This window comes from Terribacillus aidingensis, from assembly GCF_040703035.1.
GTDB lineage: Bacteria > Bacillota > Bacilli > Bacillales > Amphibacillaceae > Terribacillus.
In genome coordinates this window covers 2,923,814-2,940,440 of record NZ_CP159996.1, presented here as the reverse complement: position 1 = coordinate 2,940,440, position 16,627 = coordinate 2,923,814, and the positions used below count along the sequence as shown (strand labels likewise).

Sequence of the window (16,627 nt, the reverse complement as noted above, 5' to 3'; positions counted from 1 at the left end):
TTTTCTATGGTAAAATTATCTAAAATGAAGTGAAGGAGGGGTTTGATGGACAGGAAATATCCAATTGGTCAGTTTCGACAGGAAGGACCTATAGCGGAGGAGCAAGTGAAGCGGTGGATAGAAGAAATAAACCAGCTGCCAGAGCAGGTAACATCATTAGTGAGGGGGCTGTCAGAGTCTGATCTCCAGCATACATATCGGGAAGGTGGCTGGACTATCAAGCAGCTTGTACATCATTTAGCTGACAGCCATCTTAACTCCTTCATCCGTTTCAAATTGGCATTGACAGAAGAAAATCCAATCATTAAATCATACGAAGAAGCAGAATGGGCCAAGCTGCCAGACTATGACATGCCAGCTCAAGCTGCTTTAAATCTGCTTGATTCCATCCACCATAAATGGGTTATTCTGCTGCAATCACTTACTGCCGAACAGTTGGCTCGGACATTCCGGCATCCGGAATCAGGTGAGGTGAGCTTGAAAGAAAATATCGGCATCTATGCTTGGCATGGCAAACATCATTTGGCTCATATTCGCTTGGCGCTGAAAAACGAAGACGAACACTAATGGAGTATCCTATACGGATACTCTTTTTTGATGGATCGGGTTTTACTTCAGGATTAGTAAGGAAATAACTAGTAAATAGATGAAGGAGTGGATGACGGAATGGATGCATCATTGAATGGTAAGGTGGCGGTTGTGACTGGAGCGGGATCTGGTATCGGAAAGGCAGCTGCCGCCATGCTAGCTGAAAAGGGTGTCCGAGTAGGGTTGTTTGATATGGACGCTTCTGCTGTAGAGAAGACAGCAACAGAAATCGAGTCAGCTGGAGGAGCGGCGATAGCAGCCAAAGTCAACGTAGCAGATAGCAGTCAGCTGCAGGAGGCGTACAAGCAAGTGCTGGATAAGTTCGGACAGCTGGATATCGTCTTTGCTAATGCGGGCATCAACGGCACGCTTTCTCCGATTGAACATTTGCCTGAGGAGGATTGGGATAAGACCCTCGGAACGAATGCGAAAGGTACTTTTCTGACAGTAAAATTCGCCATCCCTTACATGAAAAGCAATGGCGGGAGTATCATCATTACAAGTTCAATAAATGGAAATCGTACATTTTCTGGTTTCGGCATGAGTGCGTACAGTGCTTCAAAAGCTGCAGAAACTGCTTTCGGTAAAATGGCTGCATTGGAGTTATCGGCTTATCGTATTCGGGTGAATGTCATTTGCCCAGGTGGAATCGAAACGAATATTGAAAAACGGACGAACAAAGACGAGGAGCATCTGGCAGAAGTGGAAATACCCAAAATCTTTCCCAAAGGTCAGCATCCTTTAAAAGGGGAGCCTGGTAAGCCAGAAGATGTAGCATCTATTGTCTGCTTTCTCGCATCCGATGCTTCCGGGCATATGTCAGGAAGTGTCCTTTATGCGGACGGTGCAGAAACATTGCTATAAATTTTAGGAGGCAAGTTAATGTATGAGGTAATTATTATTGGCGGCGGAATCGCAGGTATTCAAGCTGCTATACAGTTCGGCAGATACAAGCGTGATGTACTTGTTCTCGATAAGCGTAATGACGGAAGATCGCATTGGTGCAAAAGCTACCATAATTTAATTGGGTGGCCAGATGGGGTATCAGGAAATCATTTGCTGGAGCTGGGCAGGAAACAGATTGATTCGTATGGCTGTATTAGTATTGAACAGCAGGAAGCAGTGGAAGTGGAGAAATGGAAGGAAGGCTTCACAGTCAAAACAGCAGACGGAAATACGCATGATGCAAAACTTCTGTTGTTCTCGACAGGAATAACAGACCGTATACCGATCAAGGAGCTGTATCCGCTGCTTGGTACGGATGTGTATGTGTGCCCTGATTGTGATGGCTATGAAATAAGCGGCAAGCGGACAGTTGTTGCTGGTTCAGGAGAAGCAGGGGCACATTTAGCCATCATGCTTCATTACTGGTCGGATGATATAGTCTTTGTTAATCATGAGCGGGAGCCGGTGTCCGAGGAAACTTTCGAGAAATTGAAAAAGCACTCGATCGAATACTATGACCAGCCGATCCAAGAAGTCGTACTAGACGACGAGGATAAATTGGAAGGCTTCCTAGTGAATGGCGAGAAGCTATGGGCGGAGAAAGCTTTCGTTGCTTTTGGTAAGAACAAAGTGAACAGCGAGCTGGCAGAATCATTGGGCGTGGAACTTCATAAGAATAAGCATATAGAAAACAATCCCCGTACAAAGGAAACAAGCGTAGAAGGAGTCTGGGCAGCCGGAGATATTACGGTTCATTCTGAGCAGGTCAGTATCGCGATGGGGGATGGCATGCAGGCAGCTATCTGGATGCAAAAGCGTTTATTGAAGACAAAATGAAAAGACCAACTTAAGGGAATAGAATTTGTATTTGCATCTATGCCTACAGTAAAATCTATCGAACATAACATTTAAAACAGTTCAACGATTCCTTGCGGAGATAGAGGCTAACGACGGGAAAAGGTATGCAGAGGTCTTGCAGGAGACGTATCATAAAGTTAATGAAAGATATAACATAAAAAAAGAGGATCAATCCGTTCAAAATGGAACGGATTGATCCTCCTTTTTGGTCAGGCTTTACGCTCTGTCTTTTTGTTGTTCATATTTTTCGATAGCTTGCTTTACTAGCTCGCTGTCTTTAGGCTGTCCGCTAATATGAGATAAAGCGGAAGCTGCTCCTTCAGACTTGATGCGTTCCTGCAACTCTTTCGCTTCATCATCGCCTTCTGGATCGAATTCCAATGCAAAAGCGATTGTCGTAAGTAGCGCATCAGCCGATTTGCCTTGCTCCAGCAATGCTTGTGCTGGGTAGACCAATCTATCCTTAGGTCCAAGCTTACGGATCGGTCCGCGTCCCACGCGTGTCACCATATCTGAAATGTATGGGTTTTGGTAACGCTGAAGGATTTTTGCGATATAGTGGGACAGGTCATCTTCCTCGAAGCCCCATTTTTCTTGTAATAGAGAGCTTGTTTCTTGCAGCGCCCGCTTAGCTAAAGTAAGAATCTCTTCATCTTTAATAGCGTCGATGATTGTATCGTAGCCTTTTGCGTAGCCAGCATAGGCAATGGCAGCATGACCCGTATTAACTGTCAGAAGCTTTCTTTCAATATAAGGCTCCAGATTATCAACAAAAGTGATAGCATCTATTGCTGGTAGTTCACCCTGCCAGTTCTTCTTCTCCACAACCCATTCGAAATAAGGTTCCACTTGGACTGTCAGCAAATCCTGCTGCTCCTGAATCGGAACAATCCGATCAACAGCAGCATCGCAGAATGCTGTATAGCTTTTTACATTTTCCATATCCTGTTCATCGATGTGAGAAATGACAAACTCACGCAGCTGGCTTGATCCCCGGATCATATTCTCGCATGCAATGACATGGACCGGTTTGGGCTGTTTTGCCCGTTTGACGAGTCCTTTGGCGATTACAGGTGCAACATGAGGCAGGATGGATGGGCCGACTGCGGTCGTAACAAGATCAGCTTCTGCAATTGCTTTGATGACAGCTTCTTCTTCTGTGGCGCTATTTAAACCAGTAACACCGGTTATGGTTTCGGAATGTGCTTCTTCCTGTGCATAGACGACTTCATATTGCTGCTTTTCCTTCAAAGCAGAGATGATGTCACTGTTCACATCAGCAAAAGTAACATGTACATCCGCATGAGAGAGAAGGGCGCCGATAAAGCCTCTGCCGATATTGCCGGCACCAATGTGTACGCTCTTCATTACGCATCCACCTCAGAGAACATGTCAATGATCTCCTGTTTGCTTGTTGCATTCACAAGCTTTTCAATGTTTTCCTCCTCGGAGCAAACGATAGCAATTTGCGAAAGGATATCCAAATGTTCATTGTTTTTACCGGCAATACCGAAAACGAGCTTCACTTCATTACCATCGAATGTAACGCCTTCTGGTGCCTGAATGATAGAGATACCGGAAGCGATAACTTCGCCTTTTGCATCTTCTGTACCATGCGGAATAGCTACGAAATTACCCATATAAGTAGATGTCAATGCTTCTCGTTCGATCATTTTATCCACATACGTTTCATTTACATAGCCATTATCCACAAGAATTTGGCCGGCTTTCCGGATAGCATCTTCCTGATTGTCCAATGTCGTGTTCATCAAAATATTTGCTTCTTGTAATACTTCCATGATTACCCTCCTAAGTGATCTGTGAATTGTTGGATGTGGGCAGTGAGCAGCTGCGCCAATTCCTTGCTGAGTGCATCCTGATCCGCAGAACGAATCATGTGCTGAATATGCTCTTCTAAAATAAGGATACTGATCTTACTGAACAGCTCGTAACAGCTCGCAGGCAAATTGTCCGGTGCAGCAAGGATGAAAAGGCGGTCAGCCTCCATCACTTTGTTGTCCATCCCCTTGATCATAATAGGGGAGGATAGCGCCATCATCCAAAATGCGGGCTGCTCGATTTCTGTACTGCGACTATGATACAAAGCCATTCTTGTATCAGGGATACCCATTCCTCCGAGCTCATCACGTTGTCGGAGAAGGATTGCAAGCGTTCCTTGTTTCTTGATGACAGCATGATCCGCTGCACGCTGATCGATATAGGAGAACAAATCTATCTGCGATTGATATGTCTCATCGATCATAAAGTTATTCCATACAGTTCGAGTCGCCGCTGTCAATTTCTTCAATTCCTCTAATTTTGAATCGAAAGCTGAAACTGTCGGAAATGTTGCGGGTGACGCTTTAGTGGGTGCTATATGTTTTCTTTTCTTATAAATAGTCGGAAGTTCCTGTTGAATGAATGCATCTACTCGTTTGACATCCGGTCCAGGCAGGAGTGGATTGACAAGCAAGTATTGGCGGTGGAATTGGTCAAGGCTGATTGTTGAAATAAGCAAATCAAAGCTTTCCAACTCCATATCTTTCAACTCTAGAAAAGATGACAGCGACACCTGGGTGATTTCGGGAAACTCATTCTGCAGCCTGCTGGCAAGCATCTTGGAAGTGCCAATCCCGCTTGCGCAAACGACTAAGGCATGCAATCGTTGTCTGCTGCGCTGTCTTTCCCTTGCAGAAGCGAAGTGCAGTGCCAGGAAGGCAACTTCTCCTTGTCCGAAACGAAAGGTAGGAAACACCGTTTCAAGAGCTTCTCGAACTGCGGCTACAACTTCTTGATAATCTTGTTCAATCTTCTCTGTAAGCGGATTGTACGTTTGAATACCTTCCCTCGCTCGGCTGATAGCCGGTTCGATATGAGCGAGCAGTCCATCAGTAAAAGTTTCGTCCTTTTCCAGCTGCGGCAGCTGTATCGAAGCAGCAACCAATTGGATGAAAGCTTGTACTTGCAGCTCAAACAGTGGATCAGAGCAATGTTTCGTTTCGTTCCGCTTCGCACCTTGGATCTGTACGGCAATATAACCGATCTCAGAAGCTGAAAACGTTACAGGGAAGGTATCTTCCAATTCCCTGCAGAGTGCCGCGGCAATCGTATATTCTTCCGTTTTTTGCAAAGATTCGAGCAGCGGGGGAGATAGTGTAACGCTCTTGGCCTGCTGTATTCTTTTGATTGTAATACTGATATAGGTGATCAATGCAACGTAGGCATTATCTGCAATGGAATACGACAGTTTGGTCAAATGATCCATTACGTACTTTTCGACCATTGTCATACGCTGATCCTTTATGATGTTTTGAAGGAACTGATGCAAATTCTGTTCTTCGTGATCATTTGTAAAAGTATAGATGGATGCTTGATCCAGCTGTTCCATCATGAGCTGGACGAGTACCTTCCTTTTTTCGTTCTCTTCTCCATCCAGCTCAACTCCAACACCTCGACGCCTTATGATGGACAGCGAATAATCGGCTAGTCTTGCTTCCAATGCATCCAAATACATGGATAAAGCCGTCTTCGATAATTGCACTTCATTTGCCAAATAAGCTACTTTAACAGGTTCGGCAGCCTCAACTAGTAGATAAAGCAAATGAAGCAGCCGCTCTTCCTGGGTCGTATCTACCTCGACCGCATCACGCAGCTGCTCTTGCAATGCTTCCATCTGTTCCCTTTCTCCTTCAATCCGGATACCGGATCCGGTAACGCGCAGCAGGGACAGCTTATTCTCGGCAAGTGTCCGTTCCACTTGCTTCAATTCCCGGTGAATAGTTCGAGAGCTGACATGTAATAGCTCTGCCAGCTCTCGAATGGAGATGAATTGGTTTCTGGAACGCAGCAATTGCAGGATTATTCTTCTTTCTCTGCTGCTAACCAATTCCAAATCAATCACTCCTTGCTTATTGATGCTTTTTAAGGTTCTCGATCAGTTCTGCGTATCTCGGACTGTTCAAGAAGTTTTCCACTGAGATATGCTCAGCGTCAGGACGTTTGTTGCGGGCGCGGTCCGTCAGATTCTTCTGTGTGATGACGATATCAGCATCATTCTGGATATTGGAGATGGCTGCATTATCCACCTTGATTTCAGTCAATCCTGCATCCTTCATCTTCTTACGCAGAAGGGAAGCACCCATTGCACTTGATCCCATGCCTGCATCACAAGCGAATGTAATTTTGTTTACATTGCTGTAGTCGAATGAATTACTGCTAGTATCTGCATGCTGTGTGTTAGCTTCTACTGCTTCATCTGTTGCACCAGCTGATTGGTTGATACCAACTGCAGCAGTTGGTTTTGTACCTTTCATTTCTTTAGATTTCGCAGTTGCTTCCTCAATATTCGTTTCGGAAGCTTTACTGCTCTTCATGATTACAGCAGAGATAGCGAATGATACTGCAGCTGCACCGAGAATACCAAGTGCCAGGCCGAGGTAGTCACTTGGATTACCCATCAAGAAGATTGCGATGACACTACCTGGTGATGCTGCCGCACGAAGACCAACATCCAATAGGGAGAAGATAAGTGTACCTGTTACACCGCCGCCAATTGCCGCAACGATCAAGAATGGTTTCATCAAGATATACGGGAAGTAAATCTCATGAATCCCCCCGAAGAAATGGATGATTGCTGCACCTGGTGCAGATGCTCTTGCGCTTCCTTTTCCAAAGACCATAAAAGCAAGTAGGATACCTAATCCTGGTCCTGGGTTAGCTTCCAGCAGGAATAGTATGGATTTACCGACTTCTGCTGATTGTTCAAGACCAAGCGGAGTAAAAATACTATGGTTGATCGCATTGTTCAAGAACAATACTTTCGCTGGTTCAATCAAGACGTTAACAAGCGGCAGAAGACCAAGTCCAACGAGCCAGTCAACACCAGCTGACAATACGTTCGTCAAACCTTCAAGAAGCGGACCTACGAAATAGATTGCACCGATAGCAAGTGCACCGCCGATGATACCGGCAGAAAAGTTATTGACTAGCATTTCGAAACCGGAACGTACTTTAGAACCGATATACTGGTCAAACAATTTGATGGCATATCCGCCGAGCGGACCCATTGCCATTGCACCAAGGAACATCGGAGTATCCGGAGAGCCTACAATTGCCCCCATGGTGACGATTGCCCCAACGACACCGCCTCGGATATCGTGGACGAGACGTCCTCCAGTAAAACCAATTAATAATGGCAGTAAATAAGTGATGGACGGACTAACGATCGCAGCGATCGTTTCATTTGGAAAGTATCCATCCGGAATGAATAAAGCGGTAATAAGACCCCAAGCAATAAATGCACCGATGTTTGGCATAACCATGCTGCTCAAATATGAGCCAAACTTTTGAACACGAGCGCGGACACTGGCTTTTTCCTGTGCCATGCTTTTTCCCCCTTTTATATGTGAAAAAATATTGTATAAAGTAGTGCTTGCTTCTATCTTACGTGGTATGTATGCGATTTCACAACAGAAACAAACACCACCTTTGTCACGTGTCTTCCTGCCAACTGTGTCTTTTGCAATGTTTAGCTTAGGTAAAAGGCCGCAGACTATACTGTCGAATAAAATTTGACACTTTTGTTACTGATAACCTTCTCTGCTGGAAAAGAAACGTAAAGTTTATGAAAAAGCATACAGATTTTATAATTGCATCCGATATTAATGGTAATCAAACTTTTTTAGGAGAATGGAAATATGGATAAATCATCAATCATTGGTGTTATATTGGGCTTGGTTGCAGTAGGAGTCGGGATGGTATTGAAGGGTGTAAGTCCTGCAGCACTTATTAACCCTGCTGCCATACTGATCATCATCGTAGGTACAGCAGCTTCTGTTGTACTGGCTTTTCCGGGAAATGAATTGAAACGATTCCCTAAGCTGCTTGGCGTTGTATTTAAGAATAAACAGGAATTCAATACAAAAGAGCTTGTCCGTATGTTCTCGGAATGGTCGCAGATCAGCCGGAAAGAAGGATTGCTTGCATTGGAGAACAGTGCTCGTGATGTAGAAGATGATTTTCTTCGGAACGGATTGAGCATGGCTGTTGATGGAGAGTCACCAGAATATATCCGTAATGTCTTAAATGAAGAGGTTGATGCGTTAGAAGATCGTCATGCGATTGGTGCATCTATTTTCACACAGGCCGGCACTTATGCACCATCATTAGGTGTACTGGGAGCTGTTATCGGCCTTATTGCGGCACTTGGCGACATATCAGATATCGATAAGTTAAGTCATGCTATTGCTGCTGCCTTTGTTGCAACTTTAATGGGGATATTCACAGGCTATGTCATCTGTCACCCGATCGCCAATAAATTGAAGCGGAAGACACAGCAGGAAGTACAGCATAAGCTGCTGATGGTGGAAGGTATCCTTTCCATCTTAGAAGGCGAGACACCGCGCATGCTCGAACAGAAGCTGCTTGCTTACTTGCCAAGTAAAGAAAAAGCTGAGTTTGCTGATGCTGAGACGGAGGAGGAAGTGGCAGTATGAGCCGGAAGCGCAAGCACAAAAAGCATGAAGAACATGTGGACGAATCCTGGCTGCTCCCGTATGCCGATCTTCTGACACTTCTGCTGGCGCTTTTCATCGTCTTGTTTGCCACCAGCTCGATCGATGCGCAGAAGTTCGCCAAAATATCTGACTCCTTCAGCAGTATCTTGCATGGCGGAGAAGGGTTATTGGAATCTAATACAAGCATGACTCCAGGAAACGATACTAGTTCAACTGTTATTGATCAGAATAATGAAGAAGAAAAGAAAGAAGAGACAGTTGCATCTGAAGAGGCTGATAAAGAGAAAGCTAATGAAGCTGAATTGGAAGCAGCCGAACAGGAAGAGCTGAAAAAGATTCAGGAGAAGATAGAGACATATATCAAGGATAAAGATCTGAGTGATAAGTTCTCAACTGCGTTGACAGACGAGGGCTTGCTGCTGACTATCAACGACAATGTCTTGTTCAACTCGGGCAGCAGTGAGGTCAGTGTAAGTGATGAAGAGATCGCAAGAGAGATTTCGGATCTTCTTGTGATGGATCCGCCGCGCGAAGTAATCATCAGCGGTCATACCGACAATGTGCCGATAAGCACATCATCATACAATTCCAACTGGGAGCTTAGTGTGATGCGTTCTGTTAATTTCATGAAAGTCGTATTGGAAAACGAGGAGCTTGACCCACGCTGGTTCAGTTCAAAAGGATACGGTGAGTTTAAACCGATCGCTTCAAACGATACAGCTGAAGGCAGGGAAAAGAACCGCCGAGTGGAAGTCTTGATATTGCCTCGAAAAGCTGAGACAGAATAACAGTCCTATTAGGGCTGTTATTTTTTATTATGGAATGAAAATGCTTACATAAGAATAGGGAAATAAGGTAGGATTGAGTTAGTTAAATTTGTGAAATACTAGATATAAGCAGGAAAGAACGGAGGAATTCGGATGATTACGAAAGAGTTGTTACCGCAGCAGGTGAGTGAAGCGGCCGAGCGCAATCGGAAGCAGGATGATGAACGTATGGATGTATGTCCTGCTGTATGCAAGGACAATAACATACCAGTGCATTATTATTTTACATTTATGCCCAGCAATGAACGCCTGCTTATTGCAGAGGACGGCAGAGTACCTGCGCAGCATGAAGTGGAGGATCTGGCTGCCCGTTACTATAGCTATATGACCAGTGTGCAGATGATTCGGAGGTTGACTTCAGATGATGGAGTTAAACTGACGGACACGCGCTATCATTCTTTTCGTCAGCTGCTTGAGGCTGTGGAGAAGAATGTGATGCGTCTTGCTACCGACATCATCCAGCAGGCATTTTCTAGATTTTTTGATCTGTTGGATACAATTCGGCAGGAGCAGGAATCAATATTGAAGCATACAGCAGAAGCCGAGAAGCTGATGAACGATACAATCAGTAAGGGGACATTCACAACTGCTGAACAGGAAGTGATGGAAGAGCATCTGAATAAGATCGTACAGGCGCAATATACGATTGCACAGAAGAAAGAGGAGACAACAGCAAGTCAGGCAGAAGTATTTGAGTTCTTCAAAGAAGAAATGTGGCTTGATCTGAAGCTGATGACGTATTATGTAAGACTGCGAGTGCTGAGGAAAGAATTATGGGGTGAAGAAGAATCCTATATGCAAAATCCTGACAATCCAGCATTGGTGCCGGACAGTCAGGATGAGCAATTCAAAGCTTTTATCAAGCATAAGCTGCGTAATGAAAAGGAAGTATTAGCTTAAAGGTAAAGGCACAGCACGCGGTTCGCGCTTATCAAATTGGCAGATATGAGTGAATCCGCATTGTCTGGCAATTTGTGCAGCCTCTTTTATACCTGCCCCGACTGTCTCTGCTTTATGGGAATCAGAGCCAAGTGTCAGGATCTTCCCGCCTAGATCACGATATAGAGAAACGATCTGCGGTGTAGGCAGAGCCTCTTTAAGTGAGCTCCGCAAACCGGAAGTGTTGATCTCAATACCGATACCGCGCTGTATCGCTTTTTCCAAAATCGCGGCAATTTGATCTTTATGTTGTTCGAATAGATAAACATCATGCCCTTCTTGGACTGCGTACCGCTTCATCAAATCAATGTGAGCAAGTACGTCGATATCGGCATCCGAAACGAGCTTGTACATTTCTGCGAAATAATCATCGTAAAAAGTGTCCTCATTCGCACGAAGATGAAGACGCAGCTTCTGGTTGTCGATATTATGAACAGATCCCATGATAAAATCAAATGGAATCGAGCTGAGCTCTGTCTGGTACACATCCATCATGAGATGCGGTTCGCACAGCTCGATTCCCATCTTGATTGTAAGTTGGTTACCATAGGAATCCTGAGAGCCTTTAATATCCTGCTGATATTTAGCGAAATCCATATGACCGTATGTAGGCGCAGATGGATTTACGGAAAAATGCTCGGTGAAACAGATTTCTTTGATTCCTTTGCTGATAGCTTGTTCACACACGTCCTGCATGACAGCTTTGGAATCGATTGAGTTATTCGTGTGATGATGGTAATCCATATACATAATCTCTAATCTGCCTTCTTTCCGTTCGTACTTATTAGGTTATCCACATGTGGATAACAACCCCGGAATAGTATAACAAATTTATTGTATATATGCGATACCAATTATATGAAAATGCGGTGTATTATGCTTTCATCAATGACAGGATGTAAGAGAAGAAAGCATCATGATCGACATCATGAACCAATTGAATTTCTTTCCCGTTTTTATCCTCATATGTACGTCCTTGTGATGGACCATCAGCCTCTACACTGACATGAACAGGCTGCTTTTTAACTAAGGAACTATTGCCGACAGAAGCTGTTGTAAGTACATCCCACAGATAATACGTTGAATTTGTTTCGAAGTGAACGAGCGGCGGTACAGCAGCATAGCTCTGACCGACAAAATCCACACCTTCATGCTTGCGGTTGCGTGCCCATTCTTCGCGGATATCCACAGTAAGAGGAACTTGATTTGTACTCTCCAGCGCTACCATATCAATTAGTATGTCACTTTTCCAAACAGTGTCCATTGCTTCTGGATCCCAGAAGGCATTCCATTCAGCTGTTCCATCGTGTTCTGGTTCTTCCACATTCCCTGTTGGAAGCAATGTGCCGCCCATCCATACAAGCTTTTCGATATGCTGTTCAATAGACGGATCCATTTCCAATGCTCGTGCCAAATCAGTAAGCGGTCCGATGAAAATGAGAGTCGTTTTCTCTTCCTGAGCTTTCAATTTATCTATGATATCTAGGTGGGCAGGTTTTTCGGCAACCTTTGTACGCACCGGAAGATATTCATTCAAAATTGGCAATGCATCAACAAAGAAGGCATGCATCCGCCAGTCTTTCGGAAACGGATTTTTACCTCGGGAAGTGGACGCAGCAATTTCAAGTGTGTCCGGATTGCCGAAGCGATCATTGATTTTTCGGCTTGCTGACAGTGCAGGTTCCAAATAGCAATCTGCTGGAATGACGGAACAGCCGATAAGACGCACATTCTCCATTTTCAATAAAAGATATAGCGAAATAAGATCATCGACTCCGCCATCATGATTTAAATAGACGTTTTTCATTTTATGACTCCCTTTCTTCTATGCTGTCTGACTTTCTTACTATATCATAGAAAGAGAGAGTCAATTTTGAGTATTCGCATAAAAAGGAGAGGGTTTGGATGAAGCTAGTAGCTTATAAAGTTGGCAGAGACCTTAATCCGTATCGAATCGGAAGCAGAGTGGAAGGGCGTATAATCGATTTACAGGAAGCGTACCGGTATTATTTACTGTCAGAGAACGAGATGGATTTGGCGATGACAGTCGGGAGTTTGCTGCCAGCTGATCCGAATGCTTTCTATGAAATGGGTCCGCATGCAATGAAGCGTGCATTCCGTGCCGAGGCATTTGCGCTTGCGGAAGGGCTGGAGGAGGTCCAGTTTAGAACAGAAGAAATCATACTTGGACCACCTGTGCCGAAGCCCGGGAAAATTGTCTGTGTTGGTTTGAATTATAAGGACCATATCGAGGAAATGGGCCGGGAACTGCCAGATTACCCAGTTCTTTTCGGTAAATTCGCTAATGCGGTATGTGCGCATGACCAAGGTGTATACCATTCAAAGCTTACCGAAAAGCTTGATTATGAAGGAGAACTTGCGGTTGTAATCGGTAGAAGGGCGCAGGAGGTAACAGAGAGTGAGGCAATGGACTATATAGCAGGGTATACCATTGCCAATGATGTGTCTGCTCGTGACTTGCAGCGCCGGACTCCGCAATTCCTTCAAGGAAAGACATTAGATCGCAGTGCCCCGATGGGTCCGCATCTTGTTACTGCGGAAGAAATCGAAGACGTATCCAATCTTTCGATCCGTACGTTTGTGAATGGGGAAAAACGACAGGATTCCAGTACAAAACATCTGATTTTCTCAGTACCTCATTTGGTTTCTTTCATCTCAGGCATCATGACATTGGAACCAGGAGATGTCATCATGACAGGAACTCCGAATGGCGTTGGCTTCGCAATGGATCCGCCGCAGTTCTTAAAAGACGGAGATGTGGTTGAGATAGAAATCGAAGGAATCGGTCAGCTTCGCAACAAGATCATTCCTAAACCAGCCCGAATCTAATAGAAAAGACAGCTTCGGTTATCCGAAGCTGTCTTTTTATTTATTGCTGATTTCCACTGGCAAGCCATTACTTAGGAATACATCCCGCATTGCCTTCTTCGCTTCTTCAGCGTCCTCGCCATATATCTCCAAGCGGAAAAAATCGGATGTCAGTACACTATTGGAAAGTCCGAGCATACTTTTGGCATCTACCACTTTGTTATCCATTACTAATACAATACTTGATTTGAACTGGTTTGCAGTTTGATTGATATCTACTGCAGCGTGGATGAGTGTTTTCTTTGATCGCATATATCATTCTCCTTTGTCTAGCAGTTTAGCATACCAAATTTTACAGCAGTAGCAGAAAAGTGCAAGATGAACTTATTGATAGCGCTTACAAATTACTTGATAGCAGTATAACATATTGTATGGTGAGTGCAATGATTTTGATAAGTATATGCATGAAAGCGCACAACGGGTGCGTGCTTTCTCTATTAGAGATATTCGAAGTTCTTTCTGCTCAGGAAGAAGGATATTTTCATCAGGATGAAACACTCTCACATAACAGCGTAGGCAGATCAATTTTGTCATCTCAGAATCTCCTCTATTTTCAATAAAGAAGTAACAACTTTTGCTTGCTCTTAATAGTATGCGACGTAATAAACTAACCTGAGATAAGGAATATTCCCCTAAAAAGTAAATGTATTTACAACGTATAACACTGGGATATGGTGAGACAGCAGCAAGTGTATAATTTTCACCTTTCCTATTGAATAAAAATACATACTAAAGTATAATTACTAACTAATTCGTACTTGTTTATAGGAGGTTACGTCCGTGAAAGTCGCAATAATAGGCGGTACAGGTTATGGAGCGGTGGAATTACTAAGGCTTCTGCATATACATCCATATGCAGAAGTGAAGGCGATTATCTCCCATTCTAATGCGGGAAACTCATTAACAGCATTGTATCCGCATACGGATGGTTTTGTAGAAGGAACTATGGAAACTTTTGATGTTTCGGAATTGAAAGAGCAAGTGGACTTTGCATTCTTTGCTGCTCCTCCTGGTGTGAGCAGGGATCTTCTTCCGGAGCTTGTGGAAGCTGGTATTCGATGTGTAGATTTAGCAGGTGATTTCCGTTTGAAGGATCCAGCAGTCTATAAGGAATGGTATAAGCTGGACGCGGCTTCAGCTGACCTGCTGGAAAGAGCTGTTTACGGATTGCCTGAGCTGAATAGCGAGGAGGTTGCAGACGCTGCATTTGTAGCTAATCCGGGCTGTTACCCGACAGCCACGCTTCTCGGTCTGCTGCCGGCAGTACATAATGGTTTGATTGATCCATCTTCCATTATCGTTGATGCCAAATCAGGTCTTTCCGGAGCAGGCAAGTCACTAAGTTCTGTTACGCATTATAGTGAGATAAATGAGAATATGAAAGCTTATAAATTAGGTGCACACAAGCATATCCCGGAAATAGAACAGGTTGTGGCAGGTGTCGGCGGTACGCAGAAGCCTATTACCTTTTCCACGCAGCTTGTTCCGATGACGAGAGGGATTCTCGCTACCATTTATGCAGATCTTCAAAAGGACTTATCAGAAGCTGAATTATTGGAATCATATGAAAATTATTATCGATCACACCCATTTGTACGTATCAGACCGCAAGGAGAATGGCCGGCGACAAAGGAAGTAGCTACAAGTAATTTCTGTGATATCGGGCTGCATCTAGATAAGCGGACAAACAGGCTGACTATCGTATCGGTTATCGACAACCTAGTAAAAGGAGCGGCAGGCCAAGCTATCCAGAATATGAATATCATGCAAGGCTGGGAGCAGACTGCAGGATTGTGGATGCTGCCGGTTTATCCATAAAGGAGAGGGATCTAATGATAAAGACAGAACAGGCTGCATATACAGTCATTGAAAATGGCAATATCACCAGTCCGAGCGGATTCCAGGCGGGTGGTGTCGCAATTGGCCTTCGCAAGCATGACAAGCTCGATATGGGATGGGTCTATTCAGAAGTGCCAGCAGCAGCTGCTGGAGTATACACATTGAATTCTTTTCGGGCAGCTCCGCTTCTTGTGACAGAGGAAAGTATTAAGCAAGAGGGGAAGCTGCAGGCAATTGTAGTGAATAGCGCCAATGCAAATGCATGTACAGGAGAAGAGGGTTTGACAAATGCTTATGCGATGCGCAAAGCTTTCTCAGAGCAGCTCGGAATTCAAGTACAGCATACGGCGGTAGCATCAACTGGACTGATTGGCGTCCAGCTGCCGATGGATAAGATAATGTCGGGTATTCATTCAATCTCAGGAGAAGGCAAGGCAGAGGATTTCGCTCAGGCCATCTTGACAACAGATACTTGCACAAAGCAAATTGCAGTCAGCGTCGAAATTGATGGTGTACCAATAACGATAGGCGGAGCTGCAAAAGGATCTGGCATGATTCATCCGAATATGGCGACTATGCTAGCCTTCGTGACAACGGATGCCGTCATTCCGGCTGATGTATTGGAGCAGCAGCTGCGGAAAACGACGGATAAATCCTACAATATGATCACGGTAGATGGAGATACGAGTACAAATGATATGGTACTTGTACTTGCAAACGGAAAAGCAGGCAACAAGGAGCTTAATCCAAACCATCCGGAATGGGAAAAATTCTGCGCGGCATTCCAATATGTTTCACAGGAATTGGCCAAGAAAATCGCTCGTGACGGAGAAGGCGCGACGAAGCTTGTAGAAGTTCGTGTACGTCAGGCGCAATCGGCAGAAGAGGCGCGGAAAATAGGAAAGTCGGTAGTTGCCTCCAGCCTGGTGAAAGCAGCAGTTTATGGAGCCGATCCAAATTGGGGCCGTATCATTACGGCAGCAGGTTATAGCGGTGCAGCATTTTCTCCTGCAAAAATTTCGGTTTGGCTCGGAGATGTATTGGTCGTAAAGGAAGGAACACCCGCTTTATTTGATGAGTTGGAAGCTAGCGAACATTTAAAGCAGGACAATGTCGTAATCACGATCGATTTGCAGGAAGGAAACGGAGAAGCGACCGCCTGGGGCTGTGATTTGTCATACGATTACGTCAAAATCAATGCTTCTTACCGGACATGAAGGGGGCGGC

The 16,627-nt window shown here is 44.5% G+C and carries 16 protein-coding genes; 9 read left to right on the top strand and 7 right to left on the bottom strand.

The annotated features are described in order from the left end of the window. Positions 1–42: 42 nt before the first annotated feature. The 3 genes from ABXS78_RS15280 (at position 43) to ABXS78_RS15270 (ending at position 2,370) form a co-directional block, all read left to right on the top strand. Positions 43–567 (top strand): YfiT family bacillithiol transferase, encoded by a 525-nt coding sequence (locus ABXS78_RS15280; RefSeq protein ID WP_366247923.1) that lies wholly within the window; start codon positions 43–45, stop codon positions 565–567. 99 nt (positions 568–666) lie between these two features. Next, the gene (locus ABXS78_RS15275) at positions 667–1,452 is read left to right on the top strand and encodes an SDR family NAD(P)-dependent oxidoreductase (RefSeq protein ID WP_366247922.1); all 786 of its coding nucleotides are present in this window, start codon (positions 667–669) and stop codon (positions 1,450–1,452) included. A gap of 18 nt (positions 1,453–1,470) precedes the next feature. After that, the gene (locus ABXS78_RS15270; RefSeq protein ID WP_366247921.1) at positions 1,471–2,370 is read left to right on the top strand and encodes an NAD(P)/FAD-dependent oxidoreductase; all 900 of its coding nucleotides are present in this window, start codon (positions 1,471–1,473) and stop codon (positions 2,368–2,370) included. Positions 2,371–2,607: 237 nt separating this feature from the next. Here ABXS78_RS15270 and ABXS78_RS15265 read toward each other — a convergent pair whose 3' ends face one another. From ABXS78_RS15265 to ABXS78_RS15250, 4 genes are read right to left on the bottom strand one after another with little or no spacing between them, the layout of a single operon-like run. After that, positions 2,608–3,759 carry a mannitol-1-phosphate 5-dehydrogenase gene (locus tag ABXS78_RS15265; RefSeq protein ID WP_366247920.1) on the bottom strand — a complete coding sequence of 384 codons (1,152 nt, stop codon included), beginning with the start codon at positions 3,757–3,759 and terminating at the stop codon, positions 2,608–2,610. Continuing rightward, positions 3,759–4,190, bottom strand: a complete 432-nt coding sequence (locus ABXS78_RS15260) for a PTS sugar transporter subunit IIA (protein ID WP_095221183.1) — start codon at positions 4,188–4,190, stop codon at positions 3,759–3,761. The genes ABXS78_RS15265 and ABXS78_RS15260 overlap by 1 nt, the downstream gene beginning before the upstream one ends. Before the next feature lie 2 nt (positions 4,191–4,192). Next, a complete protein-coding gene (locus ABXS78_RS15255; protein ID WP_366247919.1) occupies positions 4,193–6,283 on the bottom strand; it encodes a BglG family transcription antiterminator in 2,091 nt (696 codons plus the stop codon). 16 nt (positions 6,284–6,299) lie between these two features. Continuing rightward, the gene (locus tag ABXS78_RS15250; protein WP_366247918.1) at positions 6,300–7,775 is read right to left on the bottom strand and encodes a PTS mannitol transporter subunit IICB; all 1,476 of its coding nucleotides are present in this window, start codon (positions 7,773–7,775) and stop codon (positions 6,300–6,302) included. Positions 7,776–8,087: 312 nt separating this feature from the next. On the opposite strand from ABXS78_RS15250, the gene motA reads away from it, so the two are divergent. From motA to ABXS78_RS15235, 3 genes are all read left to right on the top strand, one after another. Beyond that, positions 8,088–8,885: a flagellar motor stator protein MotA gene (gene motA / locus ABXS78_RS15245; RefSeq protein ID WP_366247917.1), complete on the top strand. Its 798-nt coding sequence runs from the start codon at positions 8,088–8,090 to the stop codon at positions 8,883–8,885. Further along, entirely contained in the window at positions 8,882–9,694 is an 813-nt protein-coding gene (gene motB, locus ABXS78_RS15240) for a flagellar motor protein MotB (RefSeq protein WP_366247916.1), read from the top strand. The genes motA and motB overlap by 4 nt, the downstream gene beginning before the upstream one ends. Positions 9,695–9,826: 132 nt before the next feature. Next, entirely contained in the window at positions 9,827–10,633 is an 807-nt protein-coding gene (locus tag ABXS78_RS15235; protein WP_366247915.1) for a hypothetical protein, read from the top strand. Here the strand turns inward: ABXS78_RS15235 and ABXS78_RS15230 are convergent. Both ABXS78_RS15230 and ABXS78_RS15225 read right to left on the bottom strand, forming a co-directional pair. Further along, positions 10,625–11,416, bottom strand: a complete 792-nt coding sequence (locus tag ABXS78_RS15230) for a histidinol-phosphatase HisJ family protein (protein ID WP_366247914.1) — start codon at positions 11,414–11,416, stop codon at positions 10,625–10,627. The genes ABXS78_RS15235 and ABXS78_RS15230 overlap by 9 nt on opposite strands. Before the next feature lie 130 nt (positions 11,417–11,546). Beyond that, positions 11,547–12,479 (bottom strand): nucleoside hydrolase, encoded by a 933-nt coding sequence (locus ABXS78_RS15225; protein ID WP_366247913.1) that lies wholly within the window; start codon positions 12,477–12,479, stop codon positions 11,547–11,549. A gap of 98 nt (positions 12,480–12,577) precedes the next feature. Here ABXS78_RS15225 and ABXS78_RS15220 point away from each other — a divergent pair, with 98 nt between their 5' ends. Beyond that, positions 12,578–13,522 (top strand): fumarylacetoacetate hydrolase family protein, encoded by a 945-nt coding sequence (locus ABXS78_RS15220; RefSeq protein ID WP_366247912.1) that lies wholly within the window; start codon positions 12,578–12,580, stop codon positions 13,520–13,522. 36 nt (positions 13,523–13,558) lie between these two features. Here the strand turns inward: ABXS78_RS15220 and ABXS78_RS15215 are convergent, their stop codons facing one another. Then, positions 13,559–13,813, bottom strand: a complete 255-nt coding sequence (locus tag ABXS78_RS15215; protein WP_038563758.1) for an HPr family phosphocarrier protein — start codon at positions 13,811–13,813, stop codon at positions 13,559–13,561. 528 nt (positions 13,814–14,341) lie between these two features. Between ABXS78_RS15215 and argC the strand changes: the two genes are divergently transcribed. Together argC and argJ are read left to right on the top strand one after the other, a co-directional pair. Next, on the top strand, positions 14,342–15,379 hold the full coding sequence (gene argC, locus ABXS78_RS15210) for an N-acetyl-gamma-glutamyl-phosphate reductase (protein ID WP_366247911.1): 1,038 nt from the start codon (positions 14,342–14,344) through the stop codon (positions 15,377–15,379). 14 nt (positions 15,380–15,393) lie between these two features. Further along, positions 15,394–16,617 (top strand): bifunctional glutamate N-acetyltransferase/amino-acid acetyltransferase ArgJ, encoded by a 1,224-nt coding sequence (gene argJ, locus ABXS78_RS15205; protein ID WP_366247910.1) that lies wholly within the window; start codon positions 15,394–15,396, stop codon positions 16,615–16,617. Positions 16,618–16,627: the final 10 nt, after the last annotated feature.